A 13,080-nucleotide genomic window follows, 5' to 3' on the forward strand; every position below is an offset into this window, starting at 1 on the left:
ACGGCGATTCGCGGTGCCATCTCTGCAGGTTCGGGCTTTTTTCGGGGTGTCTTTATATCACCCGCCGGTCGGCTGCCAACTAACCGATTGGTCGGGTTCCGTGTTGCCTTGTGTTCTTCTCTCGCACTGCCTGGAGCATTTGTGCCATGAGTTCTGCCTCGCTTATAAAGACCCCGCCCGAGAAGGTGACGGTCAACGGTTGGGTGTTCTACACCTCTACCGTGCTGATTCTGTTGTTGACCGCCATTCTGATCATCGCCCCGCAAGAGGCCGGCAGAATGTTGGGAGTGGCTCAGGCCTGGTTGTCCCGCAGCTTCGGCTGGTACTACATGGTGGTGATCGCCGCTTACCTGGTTTTCGTGGTGGGCCTGGCGTTTTCCTCCTACGGCAAACTCAAACTGGGTAGCAAGGACGACACCCCTGATTTCAGCTATGGCGCCTGGGCGGGGATGCTGTTCTCGTCGGGTATCGGTATTTCGCTGCTGTACTTCGGCGCGTCCGAGCCGCTGGATCACTACTTCAATCCGCCGGAAGGCGCATCGGCCACCAACCTGGCGGCGCGTCAGGCTGTTCAACTGACCTTCCTGCACTGGGGCCTGCACGGCTGGGCGATCTACGCACTGGTCGGTCTGGCCGTGGCTTATTTCGCTTACCGTCACAACCAGCCGCTGGCACTGCGTTCGGCGCTGTACCCGCTGGTGGGCGAGCGTTGGGTCAAGGGCGCTGCCGGTCATGCGGTAGACGGCTTCGGCATGTTCGTGACCCTGCTGGGTCTGGTGACCAACCTGGGGATCGGCTCGCTGCAAGTGTCCTCGGGCCTGGAAAACCTGTTCGGCATGGAACACAGCAACACCAACCTGCTGATCGTGATCATCGTGATGAGCACCGTGGCGACCATCGCTGCCGTGTCCGGTGTGGAAAACGGCATCCGTCGTCTGTCCAACCTCAACATCATCCTGTTCAGCGGCCTGCTGATTTTCGTGCTGCTGTTCGGCCCGACCCTGCACCTGCTCAACGGCTTCGTGCAGAACATCGGCGACTATCTCAACGGTGTGGTCATGAAGACCTTCGACCTGTACGTCTATGAAGGCGACAGTGCCAAGTCCGACCGCTGGCTGGGCCTGTGGACTCTGTTCTACTGGGCCTGGTGGATTTCCTGGGCGCCATTCGTAGGCATGTTCATCGCGCGTATTTCCCGTGGCCGTACCGTGCGTGAACTGGTTGCCGGCGTGCTGCTGATTCCGCTGGGCTTCACCCTGGCGTGGCTGTCGATCTTCGGTAACTCGGCACTGGACCTGGTGATGAACCACGGTGCGGTGGAACTCGGCAAGACGGCGCTGGAACAGCCGTCGATGGCGATCTATCAGTTGCTGGAACACTACCCGGCGTCGAAAGTCGTCATCGGTGTGTCGATCTTTGTTGGTTTCGTGCTGTTCCTGACTCCGGCCGACTCTGGCGCGGTGATGATGGCCAACCTTTCCTGCAAGGGCGGCACCGTCGACGAAGACGCGCCGCACTGGCTGCGAATCTTCTGGTCGGTCGTGATCACCCTGGTGACCATCGGCCTGCTGTTCGCCGGCAACTTCGAAGCCATGCAGACCATGGTGGTGCTGGCCGGTCTGCCGTTCTCGGTGGTGCTGGTGTGCTTCATGTTCGGCCTGCACAAGGCGATGCGTCAGGACATGCAGATCGAACAGGAGCAAGCGCAACTGGCTGAGCGCGGTCGTCGTGGTTTCAGCGAGCGCCTGACTCAACTGGATCTGCAACCGAGCCAGTCGGTGGTGCAGCGCTTCATGGACAAACACGTCACGCCGGCGCTGGACGATGCGGCTGCCCAGTTGCGTGCCCAGGGCCTGGAAGTGCAGACGCTGCTGGGTAAATCCAAGCGTTGCATGGGCGTGCGCGTCGAGATGGAAGAGGGCAACCCTTTTGTCTACGAAGTGAGCCTCGACGGCTATCTGGCGACCCCGACCGAATCGGCCCAGTCCGATGAAGCGCGCCAGCGTTACTACCGCGCCGAGGTGTACCTGCACAACGGCAGCCAGGATTACGACCTGATGGGCTTCACGCAGGATCAGATCACACGCGATGTGCTCGATCAGTTTGAAAGCCATCGGCAGCTCCTTGGCCGGGTGTACAGCTAAAAGCGATTGTTCATTCCCACGCTCTGCGTGGGAATGATGAAAACAAAAACGCCGCGATCCTCTCGCGGCGTTTTTGTGTCTGCTCTCTTTACCCCAGGTTCTTCCCGAGCAGCGCGTGATACAGCTCGCTGTCCCCGAGAATCCCCACCACATGGTTGTTGTCGTGCAGCACCAGTTTGTTGCCGGTCTGGTAACGGATCTGCAGCGCGTCACGCATGCCGATGTTCGAGTCCACCAGCGTCGGACGGCGATCCAGACCTTCCACCGCTTGCCCCGGTACCCAGTTCTGCAAGTCGAGTACCGAGCCGTTCTTGCGTGCACCCTTGATGGTGTTGCCTTCGGCCAGGTCCAGCCATGAGTCGCCGCCCGGATCGAGGCATACCGAGCCGTTGATGCGTTTGCAGTTGTCCAGGGTGCGCATCAGGCTGCGACCGCAGAGCACGTTGAGCGGATTGGTGTGGGCGACGAAGGTGCGCACGTAGTCGTCCGCAGGGTTGAGCACGATCTCTTCCGGCACGCTGTACTGGATGATCCGGCCATCTTTCATGATCGCGATGCGGCTACCCAGTTTCAGCGCCTCGTCGAGGTCGTGGCTCACGAACACAATGGTCTTGCTCAGCTTGCGTTGCAGTTCCAGCAGTTCATCCTGCAGGCCCTGACGGATCAGCGGGTCGAGGGCCGAGAACGGTTCGTCCATCAGCAGAATGTCGGCGTCCATCGCCAGGGCGCGGGCCAGGCCCACACGCTGCTGCATGCCGCCGGACAGTTCGTTGGGTTTCTTGTTGCGCCACTGGGTCAGACCCACCAGCTCAAGTTTGTCATCCACCAGTTTGCGCCGTTCTTTCTCGGGACGGCCCTGCATTTCCAGACCGAAGCTGATGTTCTCGCGCACGGTCAGCCAGGGCATCAGGGCGAACTTCTGGAACACCATCGCAATGCGCTTGGTGCGCATCATTTTCAGTTCGGCCGGGCTGCAGGAGGCGATGTCGATCTGCTTGCCTTCGTGCTCGACGAACAGCTTGCCACGGCTCACGGTGTTGAGGCCGTTGATGCAGCGCAACAGGCTGGACTTGCCGGAGCCGGACAGGCCCATCAGTACACAGATTTCGCCTTTCTCGATGTCCAGGCTGGCTTTTTCAACGCCGACAATCTGCCCGGTCTTTTTCAGGATCTCGTTACGGGTCATGCCCTGATCCAGCAGCTTGAGTGCCTCGCGCGGATCCTTGGCGAAGATAACGTCTACGTTGTCGAAGCGGATTATGCTCATGCGTCACCCCCTACTTTGGCGTCGGGTTGTTTGCAGATACGGTCGAGCATGATCGCCAGCAGTACGATCGCCAGGCCCGCTTCGAAGCCCAGGGCGATATCAGCAGTGTTCAGTGCGTTGACCACCGGTTTGCCGAGTCCGTCGGCGCCCACCAGTGCCGCGATCACCACCATCGACAGCGACAGCATGATGCACTGGGTGATGCCGGCTGCGATGCTCGGCATGGCGTGGGGCAGTTCGATCCGTGAAAGCAGTTGGCGACGCGAGCAGCCGAAGGCCTTGCCGGCGTCCATCAGTTCTTCCGGGACATCGCGGATGCCCAGGTAGGTCAGGCGGATCGGCGCAGCGATGGCGAACACCACCGTGGAGATCAGGCCCGGGACCACGCCCAGCCCGAAGAGGGTCAGGGTAGGAATGAGGTAAACGAAGGTCGGTACGGTCTGCATCAGATCGAGCACCGGCCTCATCAAAGTGTAGAACATCGGTTTGTGCGCGGCGACGATGCCCAGCGGCACGCCGATGACCACGCAGACCAGGGTCGCGAACATGACCTGGGCGAGGGTTTCCATGGTTTCCTGCCAGTACCCCAGGTTGAGGATCAGCAGAAAGGAGGCGATCACGAAGGCGGTGAGGCCCCATTTGCGTTGAATGAAGTGCGCGAGCAGAGCGATGAGGCCGATCAACACCAGCGGGTTGAACCAGGTCAGCGCAAACGTCACGCCGTGGATCATCGTTTCCAGGGTCACGGCGATTGCGTCGAAGGTGCTGGCGCCGTGTTGCGTCAACCATTCAACGAAGCCCGCGATGTACTGGCCTAAAGGGATTTTCTGATCAATCAGCATGGTAGTGAACGTCCGCATGCAAGGAAATAACAGCCCGGGCGGGACTGGCCCGCCCGGCATAAGCGATTACTGAGCAAGTTTGGCTTTCACGGCCTCCAGGCCAGGTTTACCGTCAATGGTGGTCACGCCAGCGAGCCAGGTATCGAGCACCTGTGGATTCTTTTTCAGCCAGGCCTTGGCGGCCGCTTCAGGCTTCATCTTGTCGTCGAGGATGTTGCCCATCAGGGTGCTTTCCATGTCGACGGTGAACTCCAGATTTTTCAGCAACTGACCGACGTTGCTGCATTCCTCGACGTAGCCCTTGCGAGTGTTGGTCGCGACGGTGGCGGCGCCGAAATCCGGGCCGAAGAAGTCGTCGCCGCCGGTCAGGTATTGAATCTTGAAGCGCTTGTTCATCGGGTGCGGCGCCCAGCCGAGGAAGACCACGGCGGTGTCGCGTTTCTGCGCGCGGTCGACCTGCGAGAGCATGCCCGCCTCGGACGATTCGACGACCTTGAAACCGGCGTCTTTCAGGCCGAAGGCGTTCTTGTCGATCATGCTCTGGATCAGGCGGTTACCGTCGTTGCCAGGCTCGATGCCGTAGATCTTGCCGTCGAGCTCTTTCTTGAATTTGGCGATGTCGGCGAAGTCATGCAGGCCCTTGTCGTACAGCGCCTGCGGTACGGCGAGGGTGTATTTGGCGCCCTTGAGGTTGGTGCGCACCACTTCCACGGTGCCGGCATCACGGTAGGCCTTGATGTCGTTTTCCATGGTCGGCATCCAGTTGCCGAGGAACACGTCCATGTTCTTGCCGTCGGCCAGCGACTTGTAGGTCACGGGCACGGAGATCATGGTGGTCTTGGTCTTGTAGCCGAGGGCGTCGAGCACCACGCTGGTGGTCGCGGTTGTTGCGGTGATGTCGGTCCAGCCGACATCGGAGAAGTTAACGGTACTGCACTGCGCCGGTTCTGCGGCTTGAGCCAGTAACGGCAGACTCAGCATGGCGGCCAACAACAACGACGGGGAACCTTTCATGGATGGACTCCTTGGTGTTTTTTTTGGCAGTGTTCCGACTGGACCACCGCACTTATAGGTTGCGGTTGGATGGCGTTCTGGAGACAGCTCTGTCACGGCGCCTTGCAATCGAGTCGATACGATCATGTACCAGTGAAAATCTGACGCCTACAGGGTGCGTCGTATCCAGTACAGGGATGGTCGCATCCAGTGTCAGTGACGTCGTTTACAGCTTTTTTCAGCCCTGTTTGGCCATCTGAACCGCATAAAAACGGCGAAAACACGGGCGAAAACCGGCACGGCGTTCGTGGGCATGAGTGCGTCGGTGTCAGACGCCGTGCGACCCGGGAAAAGCCTGATGATGCGGGCATTCCGGCGGATCGCAGCTTGAGCGTAGCAGCTCCGCCAGCGGGCGCTTCACGCCCCGGACCGGCACTCTCAGGAGCTCTGCATCAATGGCTATCAGCGTTTTCGACCTGTTCAAAATCGGCATTGGTCCCTCCAGTTCTCACACCGTCGGGCCGATGCGCGCCGCGGCGCTGTTCGTCGAGTCGCTGCGCGACAGATTCCTGCTGGAGCAGGTTCGGCGGATCGAAGTGCAGCTGTTCGGTTCGTTGTCGGCCACCGGTGTCGGTCACGGCAGCGACAACGCGGTAATCATGGGCCTGATGGGCGAGTGGCCGGACGCAATCGACCCGTCGCAGATCGGCCCGCGGATCCAGGCCCTGCGCGAAACCCACACCCTTTTACTGGATGGTCGTTTGTCGGTGCCTTTTATATGGGCCCGCGACATGCGCCTGATCGACGAGAACCTGCCGTTCCACCCCAACGCCATGACCCTGGTTGCCGAAGGCGATCACGGCGAGATTCATCGCGATACCTACTATTCGGTTGGCGGCGGTTTTGTCGTCGATGAGGCGCAGGCGTCCAGCGGTGTGGTGGATCTGGATCGCACCGAATTGCCCTATGACTTCTCCAGCGCCGTCGAACTGCTGGAGCTATGCAAGCAGAACAACCTGCGCGTGGCCGAACTGATGATGGCCAACGAGAAAGTCTGGCGCAGCGAAGAGGAAATCCGCGCCGGGCTGATGAAGCTCTGGCGGGCGATGCAGGATTGTGTCGAGCAGGGCCTCAAGCACGAAGGCATCCTGCCCGGCGGCCTCAATGTGCGTCGGCGTGCGGCCAAGTTGCACCGCAGTCTTCAGGAATTGAACAAGCCCAACGTGATCGGCTCGACCCTCAGCGCCATGGAGTGGGTCAACCTGTTCGCCCTGGCGGTGAACGAAGAGAACGCGGCCGGCGGGCGCATGGTCACGGCGCCGACCAACGGCGCGGCCGGGATCATTCCGGCGGTGCTGCACTACTTCATGAAGTTCAGCGAAGCGGTGACCGACGCCAACGTGGTCGACTATTTCCTCGGCGCGGCGGCGGTGGGGATTCTGTGCAAGAAGAACGCTTCGATCTCCGGCGCCGAAGTCGGTTGTCAGGGTGAGGTCGGTTCGGCCTGTGCAATGGCGGCGGCGGGGTTGGCGGAAATCCTCGGCGCGAGCCCGGAGCAATTGTGCAACGCGGCGGAAATCGGCCTGGAGCACAACCTCGGCCTGACCTGCGATCCGGTGGGCGGTCTGGTCCAGGTGCCGTGCATCGAGCGCAATGCGATTGCGGCGGTGAAAGCGATCAACGCCGCGCAGATGGCCTTGCGCGGCGATGGTCAGCATTTCATTTCGCTGGACCGGGTGATCCGCACCATGCGGGATACCGGCGCCGACATGCATGACAAATATAAAGAGACATCGCGCGGTGGATTGGCGGTCAGTGCGGTCGAGTGCTGATACGCCGACAGCGCCAGACCAGTCAAAACTGCGCACCAAGTGAGCATCGACAATAAAACGCGCCACCTTTTGGCGCGTCGCAATCAGATAAGAGTGTTTCCCACCCGCATGGCCGGATTCGCGCCGGCTACCGTCCGTCATCCGTGCCAGCGGTGACACTATAGGACAATCCCCCGCAGCCCTGTTCCCACAAGTGCTACCGATCTGCTCACGCACGCCGGGGCAGGGCTTTCACCGCCGTTGATGGCACTTCGAACAACCTTTCGTCGGACGGCTTGTATAGACGCGTCGCGACGTCGTTTTCAGGAGTTATTGAACAGCCATTCAATTTTAGGCATGGCAATTGCTCTGTCATAACAAAGCCCCGTCTCACGCAAGAGAACGATGGCAATAACAAGAGCCTCCGCCTGAGGCCATCACCTGCTTTGTGTGAGGAGATACCGCGATGACGTCGTTCAACTCCGGGGCTCAACCCCAGAACCGTGCGCCTCAATCCATCGGCTTTCTGCTGCTGGACAATTTCACGCTGATTTCCCTGGCTTCCGCAGTCGAACCGCTGCGTATGGCCAACCAGTTGTCCGGTCGCGAGCTGTATCGCTGGACCACCCTCACCGTCGACGGTGGCCAGGTCTGGGCCAGTGACGGTCTGCAGATCACCCCCGACGCCTCCATGCACAAAGCCCCGGCCCTCGACACGATCATCGTGTGCGGCGGGATCGGCATTCAACGCACCGTTACCCGTGAACACGTCTCGTGGCTGCAAAGCCAGGCACGCCAGTCCCGTCGCCTCGGCGCCGTGTGCACCGGCAGTTGGGCCCTGGCCTGCGCCGGCCTGCTCGACGGCTTCGATTGCAGCGTGCACTGGGAATGTCTGGCGGCGATGCAGGAAGCTTTCCCGCGCGTGGCGATGAGCACCCGCCTGTTCACCCTCGACCGCAACCGTTTCACCAGCTCCGGCGGCACCGCGCCATTGGACATGATGCTGCACCTGATCAGCCGCGATCACGGCCGTGAACTGTCCGCCGCGATCTCGGAAATGTTCGTCTACGAGCGCATCCGCAACGAGCAGGATCACCAGCGCGTGCCACTCAAGCACATGCTCGGCACCAACCAGCCGAAACTGCAGGAAATCGTCGCGCTGATGGAAGCCAACCTGGAAGAGCCGATCGACCTCGACGAACTGGCGGTGTACGTCGCCGTGTCCCGTCGCCAGCTCGAGCGCCTGTTCCAGAAATACCTGCACTGCTCGCCGTCGCGCTACTACCTCAAGCTGCGTTTGATCCGCGCCCGGCAACTGCTCAAGCAGACGCCGATGTCGATCATCGAAGTGGCGTCGGTCTGCGGCTTCGTGTCAACGCCGCACTTCTCCAAGTGCTACCGCGAATACTTCGGCATTCCGCCGCGTGACGAGCGCGTCGGCTCCAACACCACCCAGCAGGTGGCGATGCTGCCGCTGCCGCAGGCCATCGTGATGTCGCCGCTGTCCGGGCCGATGTCGGCGCTGAGCCAGGCGCGCAACGAGTCGACCTTCGCCAGCGTGCGTCTCTAAAACGAAAGATCGCAGCCTGCGACAGCGCCTTCAGAAAAGGCACTGTCGCAGGCTGCGATCTTTTTCTTCGGTCAGATATCAGACGCGGGTCTGCTGGTACTGCGCCAGGGCCGGCAGCAACTGCTTGTCGATGGCTTCACGCACGATCGGCTGGATGCTCGCGCTGCTGGTGTACATCTGCTTGACCATGGTGCGCAGCGTGTTGGCCCGCACATCGTCCAGACCGCGCACGGCGCACTCGCAGGCCTGCTGGGCCGTGGAGCCCGACGGTACTTCGAATCCCAACGACTTGAGTTGGCCCAACAGGTCTTCCTGATCGATCAAATCGGCATACATCATGACGCGAATCCTTCTTTGGCAACGGAGGTCGTGACTCGATTCTGGTAGGCCCGTACAGGCACGGCAAGGGCGATTTGTCGCAGTGGCCGCGACGACTATGAACAGGTCGTTTTCGGCTAACTCGCCGGCCAGGGGAGTGGGCACACTGGCCTCAGCTCGCTTCACGAAGGTTTGGTCACCCTCGGCATGGCAGCTCCTCAACAGTACCCTCGCCCCGATCCTGTCACGGCTTGCATCGGGGCTTTTTTTGCCTGCAATAACGCTGGCGCGGTCTAGCGCTGCAACACCAGAATCCGTGACAGCAATTCATCCCGGTCGATGTAGCAGCCCTGGAAATGCCGGGCCCCGGTGGTCGGGTCGAAGGCATTGCGGGCATGCAGGGTGCGGCGGTTGTCGAAGCACCACAGCTCGCCCGGATTGAGCCGCTGCAACACCCGGAATCGCGGCTCGCGGGTCATGGCGATGAAGCGCCGATACGCGCGATACAGCACTGGCATTTGCTCCACGGACGTGTCGAATGCGCCGCGCAGAAAGTTGGCCATGCGGATTTCCGCAACCCGGCCCAATGCATCCAGGGCGATGATCGGCGCGAGGCAGCGATAGTCGCTGTGGCGGTCCTTGTTGCGAAACTCTACCGGGATCTCGCACAGCGCCTTGAACGACGCGGGATCTTCCAGGCGCAACGCTTCGGCAATCGCAAAACCGTCGACGAAAATGCTCTCGCCGCCCTCGGCATCGTTCACCAGGCAATGCAGAAATTGCAGCCCCGGTTGCAGCTCGCGGGTCGGCAGGTCGGTGTGCAACGGCAGGTTGAATGCGGTGTAGGCATTGCTGTCGGCGTCGGCCTTGGATTGCACGTTGAACAGTACGCCGAAATTGCTCTCGCGGATGAACGAAATGCGTTGGGCGATCAGCTTCAGCGAGCCGGGTTCGGTGGGCACGCCGCAGACCTGAGTCAGGCCGATGTCGCGTACCGCCAGCAGCCATTGCAGCAGTGCCGCGTTGTCGTTCATCAGCGCCGCGTAGTCGAAAACCGGCAGTTGCAGATCGCTGCGCCACAGAAACGGTTTTGGCTTGGTGGCGAGGCGCTCGGCGCGGGATTCATCGTCATAGGCGTGGGCCCGCAGCCATCCGGCATCGAAGCGGCTGAGGTGACCGTCCTGCCAGTCGATGCGCAGGCAGCCATCGGTGTCGATATGCGCGGCGGAGGGCGACAGGTCCGGCGCCGCATCGACGATCTCGAACACTTGCTCGCGGGTAACGTTGTAGACGCACTGCGGACACGGGCAGTTGTCCCGCAACCACACGTGGTGGAACGGGCTGACGCGCCCGTCGGCCCATTCGATCAGGACGCGATCCGCCAGGCTCTGCACGCCGTTCAGCGCGCTGATCAACGGATAAGTACGGAAATCGGCAACTGCGGCGGCGGTTTGCATGGCGGCTCCTTGCGATGGATGGATTTACCGGGCTGGGGGCAGGGCGATGACCCGGCCGATGTAAGCCGGGGCGGGCAGGTCGGCCTGCTCGGCGACGATGGCTTGCAGGCGGCTCAGAGTGTCCGAGGTGAACGGTGCGGAACGCGGCCCGGCGAGTTCGACGTGCAGCAGCATCTGTTCGTTGCCGGCCAGTTCCTTGTCACCACCGGCCAGGTGCAGGCTGTGATAGAGGTGCAGGCGTTTCTGGTCGTGGCCGATGATCTGCGTGCGCACTTCCACTTCGGCATCGAGCTTCACTTCGTGCAGGTAGTTGAGGTGCAGTTCGAGGGTGAACAGCGAGTTTCCGCTGGCTTCGCGGTTGTTGCTGTCCATGCCGAGGCGATCCATCAGGGCGTCGGTGGCGTAGCTGAAAATCAGCAGGTAGAAGGCGTCGCGCAGGTGGCCGTTGTAGTCGACCCAGTCGGGGATGATGCGGGTCTGGTAGGTGGTGAGGGTGGGCATGATGTTGGTTCCGGCAGTTGAATGGTCATCAAGATCAAAAGCCACCCCTCACCCCAGCCCTCTCCCCAAGGGGGAGAGGGGAAAGGGAGCAGATCGGGGGCTTTTCAAAGCTTGTGTTCGGCTCGGTCGTTCAGGTCGGTGTAGCTCGTACATTCACCTCGGTCAGTCCCCTCTCCCACTGGGAGAGGGCTAGGGTGAGGGCAGCGGTCTCAAGCCAGACACATCACTCGCTGAAACTCATTCCATGCTTCTCTTTGGTGGTCTTCACCGCCTCAAGCACCGCCAGCAAGCAATCATCACGATAGCGCTCCAGCGCCGAAATACTGTGGCGGCCCAGCTGATCGCTGGTGCCATCCACCACATCGTCGATCAGCTTGTCCGTCAGTTCCGGTGCCGGCAGATACGTCCACGGCAACTGCAACGCCGGGCCGAACTGCGACATGAAGTGGCGCATGCCGGCATCGCCACCGGCCAGGGTGTAGGTCAAAAACGTACCCATGAAGGACCAGCGCAGGCCCGCGCCAAAGCGGATCGCGTCGTCGATTTCCCCGGTGGTCGCCACACCGTCGTTGACCAGATGCAGCGCCTCGCGCCACAGCGCTTCGAGCAGGCGGTCGGCGATGAAGCCCGGCACTTCCTTGCGCACATGCAGCGGGCGCATGCCGAGGGATTCGTAGACTTTCATTGCCGCTTGAACCGCTTCCGGCGCGGTGTTCTTGCCGCCGACCACTTCCACCAGCGGCAGCAGGTAAACCGGGTTGAACGGGTGACCGACCACGCAACGTTCCGGGTGGGTCGAGCTCTCGTAGAACTCGCTCGGCAACAGGCCCGAGGTACTGGAGCCGATCAGGGCATTGGGCTTGGCCGCCGCGCTGATCTTGCTGTGCAGCTCGAGTTTCAGTTCGAGGCGTTCCGGGGCGCTTTCCTGGATGAAATCCGCATCGCGCACGCATTCTTCAATGGTCGCGACAAAGCGCAGGCGATCCTGCGAAGCACCCGGCGCCAGACCGTTTTTCTCCAGTGCGCCCCAGGCGTTGGCCACGCGTTTGCGCAAGGCCGCTTCGGCACCTGGCGCCGGGTCCCAGGCCACCACGTCGAGGCCATGGGCAAGGGCGCGGGCGACCCAGCCGCTGCCGATGACGCCGCTGCCCAGTGCTGCGAAGGTTTTGATTTCGGTGATAAAGCTCATGGTCACTTCCTGGAATGAGGCAAAAAAACGGTGGGCGCCAATGGCCCGCCTACCGGGGGAAAGGGTGATTTCAGCCGCGCTGGGTCAGGCCCATTTTCTTGCGACCTTCCGCCGGGGTCAGCACCCGGGCGCCGAGGCGGCTGAGGATTTCGGTGGCGCGTTCGACCAGTTGGCCATTGGTCGCCAGTACGCCTTTGTCCAGCCACAGGTTGTCTTCCAGACCGACCCGCACGTTGCCGCCAAGCAGCACCGCTTGTGCGGCCATCGGCATCTGCATCCGGCCGATGCCGAAGCCTGCCCACACGGCGTCGGCGGGGAGGTTGTCGACCATGGCTTTCATGGTGGTGGTGTCGGCCGGCGCGCCCCAAGGGATGCCCAGGCACAGCTGGAACAGCGGGTTGTCGAGCAGGCCTTCCTTGATCATCTGTTTGGCGAACCACAGGTGACCGGTGTCGAAAATCTCCAGCTCCGCCTTCACGCCCAGCTCGGTAATGCGTTTGGCGCCGGCGCGCAATTGCGCAGGAGTCGAGACATAAATGGTGTCGCCGTCGCCGAAGTTCAGGGTGCCGCAATCCAGCGTGCAGATTTCCGGCAACAGTTCTTCGACGTGAGCCAGACGGGTCAGCGGGCCGACCAGATCGGTGTTCGGGCCGAACTCCATCGGGCTCTCGCCCGGGCCGATTTCCAGGTCGCCGCCCATGCCGGCGGTGAGGTTGACGATGATGTCGACGTCGGCTTCACGGATGCGCTCCATGACTTCGCGGTACAGCGCCACGTCACGGCTGAACTTGCCGGTCTGCGGGTCGCGAACATGGCAGTGCACGACCGTGGCGCCGGCCTTGGCCGCTTCCACCGCGGCGGCGGCGATCTGTTTCGGGGTGACCGGCACGTGAGGGCTCTTGGCGGTCGTGTCGCCAGCACCGGTGAGTGCGCAGGTGATGATGACGTCGTGGTTCATGGTGCGTTTTCCTTCAGGCGTGATGGGTCT

General features: G+C 61.6%; 11 protein-coding genes. 3 read left to right on the forward strand and 8 right to left on the reverse strand.

Features of this window, described 5'->3' with window-relative positions:
* Nucleotides 1-146: 146 nt before the first annotated feature.
* Nucleotides 147-2,144 carry a choline BCCT transporter BetT gene (gene betT / locus ACKLNA_RS10275; RefSeq protein ID WP_085709137.1) on the forward strand — a complete coding sequence of 666 codons (1,998 nt, stop codon included), beginning with the start codon at nt 147-149 and terminating at the stop codon, nt 2,142-2,144.
* An 88-nt stretch (nt 2,145-2,232) separates the two neighbouring features.
* Here the strand turns inward: betT and choV are convergent, their stop codons facing one another.
* The 3 genes from choV to ACKLNA_RS10290 all read right to left on the reverse strand — a co-directional run bounded on the left by choV (nt 2,233) and on the right by ACKLNA_RS10290 (nt 5,267).
* Complete coding sequence (gene choV, locus ACKLNA_RS10280; RefSeq protein ID WP_085709138.1) at nt 2,233-3,411, reverse strand: choline ABC transporter ATP-binding protein; 1,179 nt, start codon at nt 3,409-3,411, stop codon at nt 2,233-2,235.
* Nucleotides 3,408-4,253: a choline ABC transporter permease subunit gene (gene choW / locus ACKLNA_RS10285; RefSeq protein ID WP_085709139.1), complete on the reverse strand. Its 846-nt coding sequence runs from the start codon at nt 4,251-4,253 to the stop codon at nt 3,408-3,410. The genes choV and choW overlap by 4 nt, the downstream gene beginning before the upstream one ends.
* A 66-nt stretch (nt 4,254-4,319) precedes the next feature.
* A complete protein-coding gene (locus tag ACKLNA_RS10290) occupies nt 4,320-5,267 on the reverse strand; it encodes a choline ABC transporter substrate-binding protein (protein WP_114886006.1) in 948 nt (315 codons plus the stop codon).
* Nucleotides 5,268-5,701: 434 nt separating this feature from the next.
* On the opposite strand from ACKLNA_RS10290, the gene ACKLNA_RS10295 reads away from it, so the two are divergent.
* Together ACKLNA_RS10295 and ACKLNA_RS10300 are read left to right on the forward strand one after the other, a co-directional pair.
* Nucleotides 5,702-7,078, forward strand: a complete 1,377-nt coding sequence (locus tag ACKLNA_RS10295) for an L-serine ammonia-lyase (protein ID WP_248739978.1) — start codon at nt 5,702-5,704, stop codon at nt 7,076-7,078.
* Nucleotides 7,079-7,523: 445 nt separating this feature from the next.
* Entirely contained in the window at nt 7,524-8,627 is a 1,104-nt protein-coding gene (locus ACKLNA_RS10300) for a GlxA family transcriptional regulator (RefSeq protein ID WP_065260190.1), read from the forward strand.
* 78 nt (nt 8,628-8,705) lie between these two features.
* Here ACKLNA_RS10300 and ACKLNA_RS10305 read toward each other — a convergent pair whose 3' ends face one another.
* The 5 genes from ACKLNA_RS10305 to ACKLNA_RS10325 all read right to left on the reverse strand — a co-directional run bounded on the left by ACKLNA_RS10305 (nt 8,706) and on the right by ACKLNA_RS10325 (nt 13,050).
* Entirely contained in the window at nt 8,706-8,966 is a 261-nt protein-coding gene (locus ACKLNA_RS10305; RefSeq protein WP_085580676.1) for a hypothetical protein, read from the reverse strand.
* 272 nt (nt 8,967-9,238) lie between these two features.
* Entirely contained in the window at nt 9,239-10,402 is a 1,164-nt protein-coding gene (locus tag ACKLNA_RS10310) for a gamma-butyrobetaine dioxygenase (protein WP_408985783.1), read from the reverse strand.
* 24 nt (nt 10,403-10,426) lie between these two features.
* The gene (locus ACKLNA_RS10315) at nt 10,427-10,903 is read right to left on the reverse strand and encodes a thioesterase family protein (protein ID WP_408985784.1); all 477 of its coding nucleotides are present in this window, start codon (nt 10,901-10,903) and stop codon (nt 10,427-10,429) included.
* 223 nt (nt 10,904-11,126) lie between these two features.
* Nucleotides 11,127-12,092, reverse strand: a complete 966-nt coding sequence (locus ACKLNA_RS10320; RefSeq protein ID WP_007959763.1) for an L-carnitine dehydrogenase — start codon at nt 12,090-12,092, stop codon at nt 11,127-11,129.
* 70 nt (nt 12,093-12,162) lie between these two features.
* On the reverse strand, nt 12,163-13,050 hold the full coding sequence (locus tag ACKLNA_RS10325; RefSeq protein ID WP_039768000.1) for a 3-keto-5-aminohexanoate cleavage protein: 888 nt from the start codon (nt 13,048-13,050) through the stop codon (nt 12,163-12,165).
* Nucleotides 13,051-13,080: the final 30 nt, after the last annotated feature.

This window comes from Pseudomonas sp. UV AK001, assembly GCF_046097675.1.
Classification (GTDB): domain Bacteria; phylum Pseudomonadota; class Gammaproteobacteria; order Pseudomonadales; family Pseudomonadaceae; genus Aquipseudomonas; species Aquipseudomonas kribbensis.